We start from the raw sequence: 19843 nt of genomic DNA, 5'->3' as shown, positions 1-19843 counted from the left end.
TATGGCATCTCAAATAAAACAACTTCACCAACAACTGGTGAACAAAGAAATTACTTGTACAAACTTAGTACAAGAAAAACTGAACTTATTAAGAGCCAATACCAACAACACCGTAAACACTTTATTAGATACCTTGGCGTTAGATTTAGCAGCTAAAGTAGATGTTAAAATTGCAAAAGGCGAAACCATTGGTTTACTGGAAGGTATTCCGTTTGGTATCAAAGATGTGTACATGGTTCAAGGAACTTACACAACGGCGAGCTCCAATTTGCTTAAAAATTATAAATCGGCCTACACCGCCACAGCCATTCAAAAATTATTGGATGCTGGCGCTATTCCGTTAGTAAAAGAAAACTGCGATAGTTTTGGTCATGGTTCTTCTAGTGAAAACACCATTTTTGGCGCTGTTAAAAACGCCATCAACCCCGATTTAGTAGGTGGTGGTTCCAGTGGTGGTTCGGCAGTCAATGTGGCCAAAGATTATACCGTATTTTCGATTGGTGGCGATACAGGTGGTTCTGTGCGCCAACCGGCTGGTTACAACAACGTTTATGGCTTAAAACCGACTTACGGGCGCATTTCCCGTTACGGATTGATGGCCTACGCATCTTCTACCGATTGTGTGGGACCTATCGCTAAATCCATTGAAGATATTCGTATTGTGTTGAATGTGATGAGTGGTAAAGACTCAAAAGATCAAACTACATACGCTTCCGCGGAAATTAAAGAAGCAAGTATCTCAAATTCAAACGGTATTAAAACCATCGGGTATTTTAAAAATTTCGTTGAAAGTGATGCGATCGACCCAAAAATTAAAGCTGATTTTTTAGCAACTATTGAAAAAATAAAAGCCAAAGGCATTGAAGTAAAAGAGTTGGATTTCTTTAAATCGGATATTTTAGTTTCAACCTATTACACCTTGGCAATGGCTGAAACGGCTTCTAACCTATCACGATTGGATGGTAGTAACTACGGAAACCGCATTGAAGATAAAAACCTAAAAGAATCATACGCCGTTACGCGTTCAGAGAATTTTTCAGAAGAAACCAAACGACGTATTGTTGGTGGAAACCAAGTACTATCTCAAGGGTTTTCAGATGAAATTTATTTAAAAGGATTGGCGTTAAGAGATGCTATTTCAGAAAATTTTGAAAACGATTTTAAAGAAGTCGATATCATTTTATCTCCGGTTACACCTAGTACACCTCCAAAAATTGGCGATAGTTTAAAAGACCCACACGCTATGTATCTAAGCGATGCTTATACGGTTGGGTTTAGCTTAGGGCAATTACCAACGCTTACCGCTCCACAAGGCACCGAAACAGGCGTACAAATTACAGCCGCTAAAAATAACGACGAACTTGTTTTGAAGTTTGCTAACTTCTTAAAAGACACGATATAATGGAATTAGAGCAATTAGACGCAGCACTTAAAGCACACGATTTAGAGTTAGTAATCGGACTGGAAACACACGTTCGATTAAATACCAAAACCAAATTATTTTGTTCTTGCCCAAACCAAGAGATTGAAACCCCAAACCAAAACATTTGTTCGGTTTGTACCGGGCAAATGGGCGTTTTACCTGCCATTAATAAAGAAGCCATTACTAAGGCTATTTATTTTGGTAAAGCGGTAAAATCATCGTTTGAAAACGAAGTAATTTCTTGGGACAGAAAGCATTACGAATACCCCGATAACCCGAAAAATATTCAAATTACGCAGTTTCACAACCCTGTAATTCCTGATGGGCAAGTGTCTTGTTTCCGTAACGATGGAAGCCAGTTTACTGTAAATTTAACACAAGTTCATATTGAAGAAGACGCCGCTAAATTGATGCACGAAAAAACCGTTTCGTTAGTCGATTTTAACAAAGCCGGTGTACCATTAATTGAAATTGTAACCGAACCTTGCATTCGCCATATTGAGGATGCTTCTATTTACGCACAGTACATTCAACGTATTGTTCAAAATTTAAAAATATCGGAGGCAAATCTTGAAAAAGGTGAATTCAAATCGGATGTTTCTGTATCGCTTCGTAAAAAACACAGTTACACTTTAAACCCACGTACCGAGATTAAGAACTTGAACTCGTTTAAGTTTATGGTGGACGCTCTAAAAGAAGAAGTTGAAAAACAACTTAACTATTTCTTAGAGCATAAAGAATTTAGACCCGACCAAACCACGGTTTTATGGGATGCCGATTTAAAGCAAACCAAAACCATGCGTAAAAAGGAATTTGAGGCCGATTACCGTTTTATTTCGGAACCCGATTTACCGTTTGTAAACATTAAAGAAGCTGTTGAAGCGATTAAAGTAGATACCAGAACGCTTCCGTTTGCGGTAGAATCTATTTTGATAAACGGTGGTGTGTTACCACAAGATGCCAAATTCTTTACTGCCGATTCGTTACGCTCGGAAACCTTCGTTGCGATTCATAATGAATTGAACGATGCCTCGTTTGTTGCTAAAACATTATCAAACAATATAAAACCTGAGGAATACGCCCAAATTCAAAATATTCAAGATTTTATTGAGATTATCAAAAGTTTCAAAGAAGAAAAAGTAACGGTTGTATTGGTTCAAAATGCCATTAAATCATTGTTGGCCGATGCTACGTTTGATTATAAAAGCTATTTTGAAGCCAACACCATTTCCGAAGAAAAAATCTACGATGCCATTGCCAAGGTCATTTCAGAAAATGAAGCGATTGCCAACGACATTAAAGCTGGAAACCAAGGAAAAGCAGGTATTTTAGTTGGAAAAATTATTGCGATTATTGGAAAAGGCGCTTCAGGAAAAGTGATTCGTGAGGGAATTTTGAGTCAGTTAGCGGGTGGAATTGACGAAAGCACGAAGACAGAAGACGGAAGCAACACCCAAAACCCAAAACCAAGCACCCAACAACCAACCCCAAGACAACAGGAAGAAGTATTACCACAAATTCCTATCGTCATCAAAGAAGAGTACAGGACCCATTTAATTTCGGGTATTTCTGAAGCTAACATTTCAGAAACAGTCACTTTTGCAGGTTGGGTTTCTAGTGTACGCGATCATGGTGAATTGATTTTTATCGATTTACGCGATTCAAGCACCGAAATTTTCCAAGTGCGTTTAAGTAGAGAATCGTTCCCTAATTTAGACGAATTGGTAAAGCTAAAACCAGAGTCGGTTATTACTGTCTCAGGAACCATTGTGCAACGTAAAGAAGACGATTATAACACGGCATTACGAACTGGAAAAATAGAATTGGAAGCGAACGAACTGGACATTTTAAACCTATCTAGAACCTTGCCTTTTGAAATAAAACGTGCGACTAAAACCAACGAAAACACCCGTTTTCAATACAAGTATTTAGACCACAGAAACGACGATGTACGTCGAGTGATTGTTAACCGCCATAAGGTGATCAAACTTCTGCGCGATATTTTAGATGAAGAACATTTCTTGGAAATTGAAACACCTATTTTGAGTGCAGGAACCGATGAAGGCGCTCGCGAATTTATAGTACCTACCCGTAAACAACCTGGTGCTTTTTACACCTTACCACAAGCCCCTCAACAATTCAAACAAATGTTGATGGTGAGTGGTTACGAAAAGTATTTCCAGATTGCACGTTGTTTTAGAGATGAAGATTCCCGTGGCGACCGTCAACCGGAATTTACGCAGTTGGATATTGAAATGGCCTATGCGAGTATGCAACAAATCATCGATTTAAACACCAAAATGTTTAATGAGGTGGTAACAAAAATATATGGCAACAAATGGATATTACGTCCGTTTGAAGTGATTACCTACCAAGATGCCATGGATTTTTACGGTTGTGATAGACCCGATTTACGTTTCGGTTTAAAACTTCAAGACATTACAAACATTGTAAAAGATACCACCTTCCAAGTCTTTAGTAAACCTATTGAAGAAGGTGGTATTGTAAAATGTATTAAAGTTTCGGCCCAAGAACAAGGCAACAAACGTTTATCAAAAGGGCAAATTGAAAAACTTACAGGTATCGCTCAACAACATGGTTTGGGTGGTTTGGCTTATATTATTGTAAATGAAAACGATTTACAATCGCCTATCATTAAGTTTTTAGGTGAAGATATTGCTGCGGGCATTATTAAAGCCACTAACGCACAAGTGGGTGATATTGTGTTTTTCTCGGCGGCCGATTATGCCACTGCCAATAAAGCACTGGATGCGGTACGTCAAGAACTTGGTAAGATGTTGCATTTAATCAATCCGAAGGAATTACGCCCTGCATGGGTGGTTGATTTCCCGATGTTTGAAAAAACCGATGAAGGTCGTTGGACCTTTACACACAATCCGTTCTCAATGCCTGCGGTTTATGATATTGAAAAACACATGAACGGCAAAGAGGAAGAAATAGGAAGCATCATTGCCCAACAATATGATTTAATCTTGAACGGTTACGAAATTGGGGGTGGCTCGGTGCGTGCTCACAAACCCGAAATTTTAGAAGCTACTTATAAAAACATGGGCTATAACAAAGAAGAAATGCTAAAAAGCGTGGGCACTATGTACAAAGCATTCCATTATGGAGCGCCACCACACGGTGGTATTGCTTGGGGTGTAGACCGTTTGATGATGATTTTAGAGAAAAAAGCATCGATACGTGAAGTGATGGCCTTCCCAAAAACAGGAACCAGTGAAGATTTATTATTTGGCGCCCCTTCCCTACTTTCTGACAAGAAAATTGAAGAAATGAATGTAAAAGTGATGAAGAAATAGGTTGATTTTTGAAGTAACTCCATTTTAAAATAAATTAAAAAATCCCGATAGTTTGCTGTCGGGATTTTTTTTATTCGTTGTAAGAATTATTAATTATATTTACGGAACAACAGTAACAATAAACTTACTATATCCCAGCATATTTACGGGATATGAGTAATAAAGGTTATTATATAATACGTTTTGTGTAATACTGAAACAAATATGATTGAAAAAATACTTCCTGCAATAATTACAATAATTGGAAACGTTATTTTCTACCTGTGGATTAAAGGAAAAGTTGACAAATCAATTGAAAAAAATAAAATTGCGTACAGCGGAATTTTTAAAGAAAAGGTCAATATTTATAGAGAACTACTAGAAAAAACATACGGAATAAAAAAAGAATTGAACCGATTTCAATATGTCGGAACAAAAGAAGAAGGAAATAAATTAATGCAAAAAATTAACGCTTACATTCAGTTTTACTCAATTAATCAGCCTTTTCTTTCTGATGAAATGTTATCGGATTTAAATAAAATGCGTGCTGAATTTCAAGACGTTTTTGACAAGTTTTATATGCACATATCGGACAGGAAATCTGATAATCTGACTGAATTCTTTGACGCGGGAAATAAGTTGAAAAGCAATAATCCCTTTAACGAAATTGAAATGCGAATAATAATGGAAATGCGAAATGACTTAAAGATAGCAGAATTTTGAAAATAAAGTAATACAAACAACACACATATATAACTAACAAAAACTTATTTACTAGATAAATACGTGTTATGATATTACAATTTAAATTATTTCTAAGCTTTATCGGTTCTTCCTAAAATATAATTTATTACGCTAACACGCGGGTTAGGAATTACTTATGCATTTTTTTGTTAAATTTTGAAATCGTGAATGTTTTGCATTTGCAGCGGCATCCTTTTTAAAAATAATGGACTATAATAATGGTTTGTGCTAATAAACAATAGATTGCTTCGTCCTTCGTCCTCGCAAAGACATTTTTCCTTCGTCTGCACTCAGGACAAACTCCAATCCTAGCCCGATAGGGTAACGCCCAAATAATTACGTGTTTATTTTAAAAATGTAGTATCTTTTTCCGCGCTATGCTTTATTCACAAAAAAATGTATGCAATAAAATAATTTCTCAAGGCAATGCACAGAGAAGAAATGAAAAAGAAGGAAAACGAAAAGGCTTGTTGGACGTTTTGTCTAGAATGTAAAGGACTGGGAAAAAAAAAGCAGAGACTTCGCAAAAAAATGCGGCTCAACTACCAAAAAGCCCTGGAAGAATTTGAAAAAACGAATGGCGAAATGAATGCGCCTGTTCGTTCTAAAGCGCATTTTAATGTCTGCTTAAACTGTTCGGGTTCTGGATTGATTTCTTCTGAGAGTCCGCCAATACCCGACACAGAAAACTATCCGCATGTTGCTATTATTGGTGGCGGCATAGGCGGAATGGCTTTGGCGGTGGCGTGTTTGCACCGTGGCATTCCGTTTACACTTTATGAACGCGATAGTGGTTTTAACGTGCGTTCTCAGGGTTACGGACTTACATTACAGCAAGCCAGTAAAGCAATTGCTGGTTTTGGTATTCTCTCTCTAGAAGAAGGCGTGGTTTCAACAAGGCATGTGGTACATACCACCGATGGCAACGTGGTAGGTGAATGGGGGATGAGAAAGTGGCTGCAGGAAGGCGAAAAAAAGTTACCGAAGCGCAGTAATATCCATATCGCACGACAATCGTTACGCTTAGCATTGATGGAGCAACTTGGTGGCGATACTGCCGTACAATGGAATCATCAATTATTGGATTTTAAAGTGTGTGCAGATAAAACCGTTGAACTCAATTTTGAAGTTGATGGCAACATAAAAACCACCAAAGCTGATTTGGTAGTTGGTGCAGATGGTATTCGAAGTTCAGTAAGAAAGTTGTTAATTGGTGATAAAAAAACGCCTTTGCGTTACCTAGATTGTATTGTAATTTTAGGTATCTGTCCTTTAAAAAATCTTAAAGGGATTGATAGTGATTTGTTGGATTCGGCAACCGTATTTCAAACTGCCAATGGTAATGAACGTATTTACATCATGCCTTTCACTAAGGATTCTGTGATGTGGCAATTGAGTTTCCCTTTGCCAGAAGCTGATGCCAAGGCATTAAGTGCTCAAGGTCCCGAAGCATTAAAAAAAGAAGCTTGCAGAAGAACGCAGTGGCACAAGCCCATTCCTCAAATTTTGGCAGCTACTAAAGAAGCTCAAATTTCTGGATATCCTGTGTACGACCGTGAATTGCTAAAACCTGAATTATTAGAAAAAGCAAGTTCAATAACACTTATTGGTGATGCTGCACACCCCATGAGTCCGTTTAAAGGTCAAGGTGCAAATCAAGCACTTCTGGATGCCTTGGCACTAGCTAGAGGCATATTTAAAAAGTGCAGACCTTTATCTTCTTGGAGAGACTTTGGAATAAGAGACACCGTATTAACTAAATTTGAATTAGAAATGATAAAACGCAGTACTTCCAAAGTAAAAGATTCAGCAGATGCTGCACAGTTTTTACATTCTGATATTGTACTACATGAAGATGACGGCCCCAGAGGACGTAGTTTAAAGAGAACAGACAAATAACAAATATTGATCTTAAATGTAAACTTTAACATTCTCTATCCAGTTTTACAAAAACTTTAAGATTTTTTAGACTTATCTTTAAAACTTTACTAAACTTTTAAAAATTTAAATATGAAAAAATCAACCTTTATTAAAAGCATTGCTTGCATTTTTATCATGCTTTTATCTGTTAACATGGAAGCGCAAAAATTCAGTTCTTTGGACAAAAGCCCATTGGATGTCACCTCATACCCTACCAGTAATAGAGAAACCAGTAAACTTGTGAAAGTGGTTTATAGTAGACCGCAACTTAAAGAAAGAGACTTAGGCACTTTAGTACCTAATGGCAAAGTATGGCGTACCGGTGCTAATGAAGCTACCAATATTACTTTATATAGTGACATGAAAGTTGGCGGAAAAGCTGTTAAAGCTGGCGAATATTCATTATTCGCAATTCCTGGAGAAAAGGAATGGACTATTATTTTAAATAAAGATATTAATGTTTGGGGTGCGTATTCGTATAACGAAGCTAATGACGTGATTAGAGTTAAAGCACCTGTAAGTGCTGGTGATGCGTTAGAAGCTTTTTCTATTGCTTTTACTGATGATGGCACCATGCATTTAGGCTGGGGAACCGTTAGAGTTGCTGTGCCTTTTACTAAATAAGACGGTAGACGGTAGACAAAAATAAAAGTTCCAGTTATTTAAAAATACTGGAACTTTTGTTTTCTATAGAACTTTAAAAACGTACCCTAATAGCCAGTATAAAATCAAGAAAACAAAGATGGTTCCAAAGCACCCGCATTTGCCTCCTCCTATTTTTTTGGCTCCCCAGGCTGCTCCTATAATTCTTAGTAATTTTTCCATAGTAAATTAATCAGGTTATAATTTAAGGAATATTTAAATACTTATGTGTTTGCAGTGACACTTTCCACTTTGGGTTTGCCATAACATAATCTACAATTTCCGGAATTACTTTATCGCGTTTGCTCCATTCAGGTTGTAAGTACAAAATACAGTCTTTATTTACTTTGGCAGCTTGTTCTTCCGCAAAGCGAAAATCATCTTTATTATACACAATAACTTTAAGTTCGTGGGCTTTGGCATACACTTCCTCAGTAGGGAGTTTCATTTTTTTAGGTGATAAGCAAATCCAATCCCAAACACCGGTTAATTTATAGGCACCAGAGGTTTCAATATGTATTTGCAAGCCTTCGGTTTTTAATTGCGAAGTAAGGGGTGTCATATCCCAAGTTAATGGCTCTCCACCAGTAATTACTATAGTATTACTGTACTTTTTGGCGTTTTCAACAATTTTTGAAATGTTGGTTGGCGGGTGTAAATTGGCATTCCAGCTTTCTTTCACATCACACCAATGGCAACCCACATCGCAACCGCCTATTCTAACAAAATATGCCGCTGTTCCTTTATGAAAACCTTCACCTTGAATGGTATAAAACTCTTCCATTAAAGGTAACATTTCACCTTTATCTACTAATGTTTGTATGTCTTTATTCATAATCGTTTGCAAAGATAACGGTTTGCATGTGAATTGTTGGAAGTTTTATATAGCTTGTTTATTTAATTTTATATATAAATACCTATTTTTATGAAAAATTAAAGTAGATGGACAAGAAGGAAACTTTTTTTAATTATATAACTGAAGGCAATATTTGTAAAGGCGATTTTATATCTGTTGGTGCCGCTATGTTAAATGGGGAAACCATCACAAATGCCTTAGTAAACATCCCCTTAAAAACACTTAATAGACATGGTTTAATAGCTGGAGCTACGGGTACGGGAAAAACAAAATCGTTACAGGTTTTAGCCGAAAATTTAAGTGATAAAGGCATTCCTGTGCTATTAATGGATATTAAGGGCGATTTAAGCGGTATTGCCCAACCAAGTCCAGGACATCCAAAAATTGATGAACGTCATGCCCAAATTGGTATTCCCTTTGAAGCTAAAAGTTTTCCAGTAGAGCTTTTAACACTTTCTGAACAAGATGGGGTACGATTAAGAGCTACTGTTAGCGAATTTGGTCCTGTTTTATTATCTCGGATTTTAGATTTATCGGAAGCACAATCGGGTGTTGTAGCCGTTATTTTTCAGTATTGTGATGATAATAAACTTCCTATTCTCGATTTAAAAGATTTTAAAAAGATACTACAATACGCTACCCAAGAAGGTAAAGCAGAATTTGATGATGCTTACGGACGCATATCTACTGCATCAACAGGTGCTATTTTACGCAAAGTGGTAGAATTGGAACAACAAGGTGCCGATTTGTTTTTTGGTGAAACTTCGTTTGATGTGGACGATTTATTGCGCGTAAACAATGAAGGTAAAGGTTATATCAACATCATCAGACTTACGGATATTCAAGATAGACCCAAACTTTTTTCAACCTTCATGCTAAGTTTGTTAGCTGAGATTTATTCAACCTTCCCTGAACAAGGTGATAGCGACAGACCTGAACTAGTCATTTTTATTGATGAAGCCCATTTAATTTTTAACGAAGCTTCCAAAGCATTGCTAAATCAAATTGAAAGCATCGTTAAATTGATACGTAGTAAAGGGGTTGGTTTGTATTTTGTAACCCAAAACCCAACCGATGTTCCCGAGGCTGTATTAAGTCAATTAGGTTTGAAAATTCAGCATGCCTTACGTGCTTTTACAGCAAACGATAGAAAAGCTATCAAATTAACAGCGCAAAATTATCCGGATTCGGAATATTATGATACGGTTGAAGTTTTAACCTCGCTTGGTACAGGTGAAGCCTTGGTATCTGCCTTAGATGAAAAAGGGCGACCTACCCCACTGGCAGCCACTATGATGCGTGCACCTATGAGTAGAATGGATATTTTAACCGAAGATGAATTAAAAGCTTTAAATTCAAAATCGAAACTTGTTAAAAAATATAACGAAACTATAGACAGAGAAAGCGCTTACGAACTTCTAAATAAAAAAATAGAATTAGCTGAAGCCGAAGAAGCTAAAGAAAAAGCTAAAAAAGAAAAAGAAGCACTTGAAAAAGCAGCTTCTAAAGAACGCGCTACAACGTCTTCTAGAACAAAAAGCACTGCCATGAATCCTATTGTAAAAGTACTTACCAGTGCTACATTTATTCGCAGCGTTTTTGGCATTCTAACTAAAGTAATGAAGAAATAGGTTACTAATAATCATTCAAAATTTGAAATAACTAATGAACCCATTTTTATCGAAATTACTGGTTGATATTGCTCGAAAACGACTTCAATCTAAAAAGAAAAACGAAACTGTAAGTAAAAAGGAAATAGTTCCTTTAGTTAGAAAGTTTCAGGTTGAAGTATCGCATGCCATTAAAGAGTACATTTTTGTTATCATCGGTGTGTTTTCAGCGGGGTTTGGATTAAAAGGTTTTTTACTACCAAACCGCTTTATTGATGGTGGCGCCACTGGTATTTCATTATTGCTACAAAACGTAACTTCTTTAGATTTAAGTTATTTTTTAATATTGGTAAACCTACCATTCCTAATTTTGGCTTCCCGAACCTTTAGTGTAAAATTCGCTTTAAGAAGTATGGCTGCCATTGCACTTTTAGCATTCGTTGTACATTTTGTTGAATACCCAACCATTACAGAAGACAAGCTTTTGATTTCTGTTTTTGGCGGTTTCTTTTTAGGCTTAGGAATTGGTATGTCTATGCGAGGTGGCAGCGTTATTGATGGCACCGAAGTATTGGCCATTTTCTTAAGTAGAAAATTATCGCTTACAATTGGAGATGTCCTATTATTAATCAACATTTTGATTTTTTCAGTTGGCGCTTATATTTTATCCATTGAAACAGCACTTTATGCTATTTTAACCTATTTAGCCGCTGCAAAAACAGTCGATTTTGTGGTTGATGGTGTCGAAGAATACGTGGGTGTTACCATAATTTCTACAAAGCATGAAGAACTAAGGCACATGCTTACCCAGGAATTACGTAGAGCCTGCACCATTTATGCAGGAAAAGGTGGTTATGGAAAAAGTGGCGAAAGTTATGATAAAGATATTATTTACACCGTTGTTACCCGATTGGAACTTGCTAAATTGCAAACCGAAATTGATAAAATTGACAGAAATGCGTTTATCATTATGGGACTTGTAAAAGATTTAAAAGGAGGAATGATAAAGAAGAAACCTCTGAAATAGACGGTAGAAAAAAAATAAATAATGGCAGAAAAAAATTACACAATACAAAACAACCCATTTATAGTTCCAACAACCGATGGAAAAATAATTAAAGAGCATTTTGGAGTTGCTACTGATGAAAACTCGCAAATTAGTATTGCCCACATGATAGCCCCAGCGGGTTGGAGCGAACCTTTTCAAACACCAGAATTTGACGAATACACCTTTATAATCCGTGGTAAAAAACAGTTCATCATAGAAGATGAAATGGTAGTTTTAGAAGCTGGTCAATCTATCAAAATCAACAAAAATACACGAGTTCAATATTCCAATCCGTTTACCGAAGTCTGCGAATACATTGCCATTTGCCTACCTGCTTTTTCTATGGATTTAGTAAACAGAGAAGCCTAAATGAATAAATACTTTCTTAAAACTATTGGAGGTTTTATAAACCTTATAAGCTACTTTTCCCCCACTTATGCAGCACAAATTGCTGTATTCTTTTTTTCAAAACCTAAAAAAGGAAAAATTAAAGAGGATGAATTGCCTTTTTTAAATACGGCTGAAAAAGAAACCGTCCAGTACCAAAGTATATCCATTGCTACCTACCATTGGAGCGGTACCAAAGAAACTGTTTTGTTAGTTCATGGTTGGGAAAGCAATGCCTTTAGATGGAAAGACCTTATTGAACTTTTACAAGCTCAAAATTTTAACATCATTGCTGTAGATGCTCCGGCGCATGGTATGTCTGGGAGCAAAATATTCAATGTGTTTCTGTATTCCGAATGTATTCATGCCATAACAAATAAATTTAAAATTGATGCTATTGTAGGGCATTCGGTTGGCGCTACGGCTTCTGCTTTAGCGCTACACAACTACAATTCTTCTATTAAAAAATTGGTATCCCTAGGTGCACCTTCAAATTTTGCGGGCATTATTAATAATTATATTTTAATGATGGGCTACAACAAAAAGGTAATAAATGCCATGAACGCATATTATTTAAAACATTTTGGTCATGAACCCGATTATTTTTCGGCTAAAAATTTCCTAAAGGATATTCAAGCGGAAGGACTCATTATTCATGATAAAAAGGACCGAATTATTTCTTACAGAGATGCTTTAGATATTTCAAAACACTATAAAGTCTCCAAACTTATAAAAACAGTTGGTTTGGGTCATGGTTTAAAAAACGACCAAGTTTACAATCATATTTTAGAGTTTTTAAACGATTAGATTTGTTGTACTTTTGAACCTTGGAGCCCAACAATGGGCTTTTAGCAACTAAACCATTATTATTAATATCGTTCTTGATGGATTATAAATGGTTTTTGATTTTTTATTTAAATGGAAATAGAATTAAAGCGCATCAATAAATTTTTAAGTGAAGTTGGCTACTGCTCACGCAGAGAGGCCGATAAACTCATTGAAGCTGGCAGGGTAACCATTAACGGCGTCATACCTGAAATGGGCACTAAAATTGCGCCTACCGATGTTGTTCAAATTGATGGGAAAGATATAACCAACACCAAAGAAGCTTTCGTTTATTTGGCATTTAACAAACCTGTAGGCATTGTTTGTACCACCGATACGAGTGTTGAAAAAGACAATATCATCGATTTTATTAATTACCCCAAACGCATTTTCCCTATCGGAAGATTGGATAAACCCAGCGAAGGCTTAATTCTATTAACCGATGATGGTGATATTGTAAACAAAATTCTTCGTGCCAGCAACAACCACGAAAAAGAATATATTGTGACGGTTGATAAGCCCATTTCCCAAACCTTTATTGAGCGAATGCGTGGTGGCATTCCGTTGGAAGAATTAAAGAAAACTACCAAAAAATGTGAGGTTGAAAAATTAGGCACGTACGAATTCAAAATTATATTAACACAAGGATTGAATAGACAAATTCGTCGGATGTGTGAGTATTTAACTTATGAGGTAAAAACGCTTAAACGCGTTCGTATTATGAATATAAAACTCGATATGCCACTTGGTGAATACAGAGAACTTACTAAAGAAGAGTTTGAAGAACTAAACAAACTTCTTGATAATTCTACCAAAGAGTACAAACCCAATAAATTTCGCCGAAATTAATCCAAACTATCGGACAAACCAATTACTTAATATGGGAATTATAAAACGCTCTCACTTAATTTTGTAATGGGCATCATACCCTTTGACTCTATCTTAGCATCAAAATAAATTTTGAAACTATGATACGAATATTGGCATTGATTTTGACCGTTGGAGGCACAATAACCTTGATTATAGGGGTTTTAGGTATTTTTGGAAATAACTTTGTAACACTCAGTCCTTGGGCATTAACTATATTAGGAGGGGTTTTCTTTATCGCAGGTGTATCCATGCTAAAATACAGAAAGGATGACCCCGTTAAACCAATCGAATAAAAAATTTAGAGAAACGTTTTGTCAATAATTAAGAAAGAGAAACGTTTTGACTCCTAATTAGAACTACGTCTTTCTCTTGCCAACAATGTGTTTTTTAACAACATAGCAATCGTCATAGGGCCTACACCACCTGGAACAGGGGTAATATAACTTGCCTTTTTGCTTGCACTTTCAAAATGCACATCGCCTGCTAGTCTGTAACCGTTTGCTTTGGTGGCATCTGGAACACGCGTAATTCCAACATCGATAATTACCACATCTTCCTTAACCATATCGCCTGTTAAAAATTCTGAGATACCAATGGCAGCAACAATAATATCGGCGGCTTTTGTTATTTCAGCTAAATTTTTAGAACGACTGTGAACAACCGTTACCGTAGCATCACCCGCTTGACGCTTTTGGCTCATTAGAATACTCATTGGGCGCCCCACAATATGGCTTCTACCCATAACTACCACATTCTTCCCTGAAGTTTCAACTTGGTAGCGTTCCAACAATTCGAGAATTCCGTAAGGTGTTGCTGGCAAAAACGTTGGCAAATCTAAAGCCATTTTACCCACATTTACAGGATGGAAACCATCGACGTCTTTATCTGGATGCACTGCCATTAAAACCTTTTGCTCATCTATATGCTTTGGCAATGGCAACTGCACTATAAACCCATCAATATCATCGTTGGTGTTCAGTTCGTTAATTTTAGCTAATAATTCTTCTTCAGAAGTATAATCGGGTAAATCTATTAAGGTAGAATTGAAACCTATCTTTTCGCAAGCTTTTACTTTTGCGTTTACATAAGTCATACTTGCACCATCGGTTCCAACAAGAATGGCTGCCAAATGTGGTACTTTTTCTCCTTTAGAAACTAGCGCACTTACATGTTCTGCTATTTCTTCCTTTATGTCGTTGCTTACTTTTTTACCGTCTAAAATTATCATTGTTTGGTGTTGGTTGTTAGTTGAAGTAACTTTTAACTTTTAACTTTTAAACTTTTAAACTTTATTTCATCCCCTTCATCATCTGCATCATCTTTTTACCACCGCCACCTTGCATCATTTTCATCATTTTGCTCATTTGGTCGAATTGCTTTAAAAGCTGATTTACTTGTTGAACCGAAGTTCCAGACCCCTTGCCTATACGTTGTTTTCTACTTGCATTTATAATGCTTGGATTTGTTCTTTCTTTGGGTGTCATGGAATGAATGATGGCTTCAATACCTTTAAAAGCGTCATCATCAATATCTACATCCTTTAACATTTTTCCAGCTCCAGGAATCATACCCATAAGGTCTTTCATGTTTCCCATTTTTTTAATTTGCTGAATCTGTTTTAAGAAATCATCAAACCCAAATTGGTTTTTGGCAATTTTCTTTTGAAGTTTACGTGCTTCTTCTTCATCAAACTGTTCTTGAGCCCGTTCTACTAAGGACACAACGTCTCCCATCCCCAAAATACGGTCTGCCATACGTGCTGGATAGAACACGTCAATCGCTTCCATTTTCTCGCCCGTACCTATAAACTTGATGGGTTTATTTACTACCGATTTAATGGAAATTGCGGCTCCACCACGGGTATCTCCATCTAATTTGGTAAGGATTACCCCATCAAAATTCAACACATCGTTGAAGGCTTTTGCTGTGTTTACAGCATCTTGCCCCGTCATAGAATCGACCACAAACAAGGTTTCTTGTGGTTGAATGGCTTTATGGATGTTCGATATTTCGGTCATCATCGCTTCATCTACAGCTAAACGACCTGCGGTATCTATAATTACTACATTGTATCCGTTTGCCTTAGCGTGTGCTATACCCGCTTTTGAAATGGCCACCGGATCGGTGTTGCCTCTATCGCTAAAAACCTCAACGCCTATTTGGTCTCCAACTACGTGCAATTGGTCTATGGCCGCGGGTCTGTAAACATCACAGGCCACCAATAAAGGTTTTTTAGATTTTTTGTTTTTAAGATAATTAGCCAGTTTACCGGAAAAGGTTGTTTTACCAGAACCTTGTAAACCAGACATTAAAATAACACTTGGGTTGCCCGAAAGGTTAATACCTTCGGCATCGCCCCCCATAAGCTCGGTTAATTCATCTTTTACGATTTTAACCATTAATTGCCCTGGTTGTAACGTGGTTAATACGTTTTGACCAATGGCTTTATCTTTTACTCTTACGGTAAAGTCTTTTGCTATTTTAAAGTTAACATCGGCATCTAGTAATGCACGACGTACTTCTTTTAATGTTTCGGCTACGTTTACTTCGGTGATGCTTCCATGACCTTTTAAAACGTGTAAGGCTTTATCTAATTTATCGCTTAAATTATTGAACATAGTTCAGTTTTAATTTTAAAAATGCAAAGTTAATGATTTGAGCCGTAATTATTGACGTGATTTTTATAAAAATGAGATTTGATTTTTACACTTTGGCTTTTTTTAATACGTTGCCATTTGCGCTAGGGATAGCAACGGAAAGCCCACAGCGACGCAGGAGCGAGGACTTGAAGTGGATAGCCCGACCCTTGTGGTAGCGCCCTAAAGAATTGGCATAAAAAAAGGTTGCCAAAATTTGTATTTGACAACCTTTATAAAGAGAGCTTTATTTAATAATTAACCTAACCAACCAAATATATGGGCTCCCTTTTTAACCAAAAACATAATTAATTTTTCTTTTCAAGGATTAATGTGCGCTCTATTTCGCCCGAAGCACTTAAATCGACTAATTCGATTCTGTTTGTTGCAATGGCTTTTATTTTCCATCTGAATGTGAGCTCGTTAAACGGTGCTTGGTTGGCGAATAACATGCCTAAATAAAGCCCTTCTTTTCGGTACGCTAACCAAGAACCGGCTGTAACACCGTTGTTGGGATCGGTAACTTTTATTCTTCCTGTTAATAGAAAGTCAACGGTGTAGCCAAAAAAGTTTGTGGTTGGATCTACCACGTGCACCAAGCCATCATCGTATGTAGCTACTTCCCAGGTTCCTGCTGCTATTACCGCATCGATGTATTTTAAATCGTCATCTACATCAAAACAATGTCTTTCCAACACCATTTTACTGTTGGCGTTTTCAAGTTTTATTAAACCTGGTTCTAGGAAGGTAATTAACCATTCCAGTTTTAAATCTGGACGTCCATCTAATGTAATTTGAAGTATAAAACCTATGTTTCTAACGCCTATTTCGTAAGTTCCTGCAACAAGCTCGCCGTTTATTCTTAATTTAACTTCGTTGTTCGGCAAAAATTTAAGCGGTGTTCCTATATATTCTTTTTCTTTATCGGTACCGTTTATACTTAATCGTGCAATTCTCCAATAACATTCTTGTAAATAATTTTCAATGCGCTCTTTGGTAATGTCTATAACAATATCGCAGTTTCTCTTAATTATAATTCTGTTACCGCCTTCTTCGTAGATTTTAATTTTTCCGTCTTCAAAATCATACAATAACCATTCTAAAGTAAAGTCAGCTAAATTGTCAAATGCCATTTTTAAAAGTACACCACGTCTTGTTGGTCTTAGCCCCCAAGTTCCGGTCAACATATCGCCATTTCTTGAGCGCATTACAACAACACCATTTTCTTTAAAATTAATGGCATACTGTTGGAATTGCGCGGTATTGTCTTGATTATTTCTTTTGAATTCATAAACAATCCAAGGGCATTTTTTTAAATAGTTTTCTAAACGTTCTTTTGAAAAATCTTCTATCTCGCAACTATCTTTGGCCGTTTCAATAATACGTCTTAGTTGTTCGTTATTTTCGGCCGTTAAGGTCGTGCCATTTTTAAGCACCATGGTTACAGGAAAGTTTAAACTTGCCAAAACTTCGGCATTTTTAACGCGCTTTATAAAAAAGTAAAGTTGCTTTTTGTTTTCAATATTTACAACATCGATTACCGAAAAATCTCTGTTGTATATAGAAAAGGCTATTGGAAATTTAAAATCAATACATCTTATTTCTCTTTCTTCTTCTTCCTCATCACCTTTACATTTGGCAATAAATTCAGATAATTGTTCGGCACTTTCTATCGTAATCTCTTGGTATTCTGCAGTGGTTATAGTAATAGGAAATATGACATCTAAACGATCTATATCGTCTTCCAGTTCGTCATAAAGACGCTTTATTTTTTCATAGTCTGCCTCAGAGTCAATCCTAATCTCGATGCCACGAACTTTTACAATAACGGGTAGTTTAACAGAAATACAAGATGCACCGTCAATAATATTATCTTTAGAACCATCCATCTTAGAGGTAGCGCTAATTAAACTAGTTAATTGCGCTTGGGGCACTAAAGCTTCCTCTTGTGTAGGTTCGGTTATCTCAATTTTTTCTTCTTGGCATGAAGCAAACAATAAAAGGGCAAAAAAAGGTATTAGTAAAAATGTTCTAAATTTAGTTTTCATGATTGTTGATTTTTGGGTTTAACATAGCTTTTTGTATATAAAACAGGATAACTCTAAAAATTCCTACCCTTGTTTAAAAAAAATTTAAATTCAAATATAAAATTTGTCACACCAAGCGCATCCGAAGTGCCAAAAAACCTTATTTTAGTGGCTCAACTACTAACTAAAAATGGAGAAACAACTACATCAAAATATTTGCGAAGAGCGCTTGTTTTCTTCAATATTTAATAAATACGCCAAAGATTTACACAACTTTTTATATTATAAGTATGGCGATTTGCTAAACCCGAAAGACAAAGTGCAGGAAGCCTTTATTAAACTTTGGGAAAATTGCGCCAAAGTAAGCCCAGAGAAAGCAAAGAGTTTTGTATTTACAACCGCTAATAATTTAATGTTAAATGAAGCGGCACACCAAAAGGTTGTTTTAAAGCACCAACAAACCAAACCCAAAATGCATACCAACGAGAATCCTGAATTTTTAATGCAGGAAACCCAGTATATGGATAAACTACAAAAAGCATTATCAAACTTAACCGATGCTCAACGTGAAGCTTTTATGATGAACCGAGTGGAAGGCAAACGCTTTAAAGAAATTGCTGAAATTTTAGACATTTCCACCAAAGCGGTTGAAAAACGTATTTACGGGGCGTTGGAAAAATTAAGGAAGGAAATTAAAGAGTTGTAATTAATAAACATTCCTATGGAAAAAACAATTTTTGAAATTACCAAAATGGACTGCCCTTCTGAAGAAAATTTAATCAGAATGAAATTGGATGAAGTTTCAAATATTAAAAATCTTGATTTTGATATTCCAAACAGAAAACTAACCGTTTTTCATTCTGGAGGAATTGCCATAATTGAAAAATCAATAGAAGAACTAAATTTAGGTGGAAAGAAACTAAAAACCGAACAGTCAGATCAAACCGAATTTAAAAAACAATCAAATCAGAAAAAATTACTTTGGACGGTTCTTGCTATCAACTTTGTGTTCTTTCTAATAGAAATGACAACTGGATTAATTTCAAAATCAATGGGACTGGTAGCAGACAGTTTAGACATGCTTGCGGACTCATTTGTTTATGGCATTAGCCTTTTTGCGGTTGGAGGCACTTTGATAAGAAAAAAACGAATTGCTAAAATTGCAGGTATATTTCAAATAATACTTGCCATATTAGGATTTATGGAAGTTTTAAGACGCTTTTTTTTCGAATCGGATAATTTACCCAATTTTTCAACCATGATAATTGTAGCTTTATTTGCTTTAGTTGCTAACGGAATTTGTCTTTATATACTTCAAAAATCGAAAAGTAAGGAGGAAGCACACATGAAAGCCAGCATGATTTTCACCTCAAACGATGTTATTATTAATTTAGGGGTTATTGCTGCTGGCTTGTTAGTTAATTGGCTAAATTCAAATAAACCAGACTTAATTATAGGTATGATAGTTTTTATATTAGTAACCCAAGGAGCATTAAGAATACTAAAGTTAGGAAATTAAAAGATTGACAAACTTTAAAACTTTTTTTAAGTTA

Annotated in this window: 17 protein-coding genes; 13 read left to right on the top strand and 4 right to left on the bottom strand. The window is 36.1% G+C overall.

Translation table 11 applies throughout. The features are described 5' to 3' along the window. Window position 1 precedes the first annotated feature (1 nt). From ACGK9U_RS07515 to ACGK9U_RS07495, 5 genes are all read left to right on the top strand, one after another. Window positions 2–1402, top strand: coding sequence for an amidase family protein (locus tag ACGK9U_RS07515; protein ID WP_394465749.1), 1401 nt, complete (start codon window positions 2–4; stop codon window positions 1400–1402). After that, a complete protein-coding gene (gatB/aspS, locus tag ACGK9U_RS07510; RefSeq protein WP_394465748.1) occupies window positions 1402–4746 on the top strand; it encodes a bifunctional amidotransferase subunit GatB/aspartate--tRNA ligase AspS in 3345 nt (1114 codons plus the stop codon). Before ACGK9U_RS07515 ends, gatB/aspS begins: the two co-directional genes overlap by 1 nt. Before the next feature lie 204 nt (window positions 4747–4950). Further along, the gene (locus ACGK9U_RS07505; RefSeq protein ID WP_394465747.1) at window positions 4951–5448 is read left to right on the top strand and encodes a hypothetical protein; all 498 of its coding nucleotides are present in this window, start codon (window positions 4951–4953) and stop codon (window positions 5446–5448) included. A gap of 462 nt (window positions 5449–5910) precedes the next feature. Continuing rightward, window positions 5911–7368: an FAD-dependent oxidoreductase gene (locus ACGK9U_RS07500; protein WP_394465856.1), complete on the top strand. Its 1458-nt coding sequence runs from the start codon at window positions 5911–5913 to the stop codon at window positions 7366–7368. Window positions 7369–7479: 111 nt separating this feature from the next. Then, window positions 7480–8013 (top strand): DUF2911 domain-containing protein, encoded by a 534-nt coding sequence (locus ACGK9U_RS07495; protein ID WP_394465746.1) that lies wholly within the window; start codon window positions 7480–7482, stop codon window positions 8011–8013. Between the two features lie 223 nt (window positions 8014–8236). Here ACGK9U_RS07495 and ACGK9U_RS07490 read toward each other — a convergent pair whose 3' ends face one another. Next, a complete protein-coding gene (locus ACGK9U_RS07490) occupies window positions 8237–8866 on the bottom strand; it encodes a 7-carboxy-7-deazaguanine synthase QueE (RefSeq protein ID WP_394465745.1) in 630 nt (209 codons plus the stop codon). A 107-nt stretch (window positions 8867–8973) separates the two neighbouring features. On the opposite strand from ACGK9U_RS07490, the gene ACGK9U_RS07485 reads away from it, so the two are divergent. From ACGK9U_RS07485 to ACGK9U_RS07460, 6 genes are all read left to right on the top strand, one after another. Further along, window positions 8974–10518 carry a helicase HerA-like domain-containing protein gene (locus ACGK9U_RS07485; RefSeq protein ID WP_394465744.1) on the top strand — a complete coding sequence of 515 codons (1545 nt, stop codon included), beginning with the start codon at window positions 8974–8976 and terminating at the stop codon, window positions 10516–10518. A 34-nt stretch (window positions 10519–10552) separates the two neighbouring features. After that, window positions 10553–11524, top strand: coding sequence for a YitT family protein (locus ACGK9U_RS07480; RefSeq protein ID WP_394465743.1), 972 nt, complete (start codon window positions 10553–10555; stop codon window positions 11522–11524). 21 nt (window positions 11525–11545) lie between these two features. Further along, a complete protein-coding gene (locus tag ACGK9U_RS07475) occupies window positions 11546–11914 on the top strand; it encodes a cupin domain-containing protein (protein ID WP_394465742.1) in 369 nt (122 codons plus the stop codon). Next, the gene (locus ACGK9U_RS07470) at window positions 11915–12739 is read left to right on the top strand and encodes an alpha/beta hydrolase (protein WP_394465741.1); all 825 of its coding nucleotides are present in this window, start codon (window positions 11915–11917) and stop codon (window positions 12737–12739) included. Window positions 12740–12850: 111 nt separating this feature from the next. After that, window positions 12851–13606, top strand: coding sequence for a 23S rRNA pseudouridine(2604) synthase RluF (rluF, locus tag ACGK9U_RS07465; protein WP_394465740.1), 756 nt, complete (start codon window positions 12851–12853; stop codon window positions 13604–13606). Between the two features lie 119 nt (window positions 13607–13725). Continuing rightward, window positions 13726–13920, top strand: a complete 195-nt coding sequence (locus ACGK9U_RS07460) for a hypothetical protein (protein WP_394465739.1) — start codon at window positions 13726–13728, stop codon at window positions 13918–13920. A 53-nt stretch (window positions 13921–13973) separates the two neighbouring features. Here the strand turns inward: ACGK9U_RS07460 and ACGK9U_RS07455 are convergent, their stop codons facing one another. The 3 genes from ACGK9U_RS07455 to ACGK9U_RS07445 all read right to left on the bottom strand — a co-directional run bounded on the left by ACGK9U_RS07455 (window position 13974) and on the right by ACGK9U_RS07445 (window position 18311). Further along, a complete protein-coding gene (locus ACGK9U_RS07455) occupies window positions 13974–14855 on the bottom strand; it encodes a bifunctional 5,10-methylenetetrahydrofolate dehydrogenase/5,10-methenyltetrahydrofolate cyclohydrolase (protein WP_394465738.1) in 882 nt (293 codons plus the stop codon). Between the two features lie 61 nt (window positions 14856–14916). After that, window positions 14917–16245, bottom strand: coding sequence for a signal recognition particle protein (gene ffh / locus ACGK9U_RS07450; RefSeq protein WP_394465737.1), 1329 nt, complete (start codon window positions 16243–16245; stop codon window positions 14917–14919). Window positions 16246–16571: 326 nt separating this feature from the next. After that, complete coding sequence (locus ACGK9U_RS07445) at window positions 16572–18311, bottom strand: hypothetical protein (RefSeq protein WP_394465736.1); 1740 nt, start codon at window positions 18309–18311, stop codon at window positions 16572–16574. Between the two features lie 169 nt (window positions 18312–18480). Here ACGK9U_RS07445 and ACGK9U_RS07440 point away from each other — a divergent pair, with 169 nt between their 5' ends. Both ACGK9U_RS07440 and ACGK9U_RS07435 read left to right on the top strand, forming a co-directional pair. After that, on the top strand, window positions 18481–18996 hold the full coding sequence (locus tag ACGK9U_RS07440; RefSeq protein ID WP_394465735.1) for an RNA polymerase sigma factor: 516 nt from the start codon (window positions 18481–18483) through the stop codon (window positions 18994–18996). Between the two features lie 15 nt (window positions 18997–19011). Beyond that, the gene (locus ACGK9U_RS07435; RefSeq protein ID WP_394465734.1) at window positions 19012–19809 is read left to right on the top strand and encodes a cation transporter; all 798 of its coding nucleotides are present in this window, start codon (window positions 19012–19014) and stop codon (window positions 19807–19809) included. Window positions 19810–19843 lie beyond the last annotated feature (34 nt).

The sequence above is a fragment of the Mariniflexile sp. HNIBRBA6329 genome (assembly GCF_043558645.1).
Taxonomy (GTDB): domain Bacteria; phylum Bacteroidota; class Bacteroidia; order Flavobacteriales; family Flavobacteriaceae; genus Mariniflexile.
This window is presented reverse-complemented; position numbering and strand designations above follow the sequence as displayed.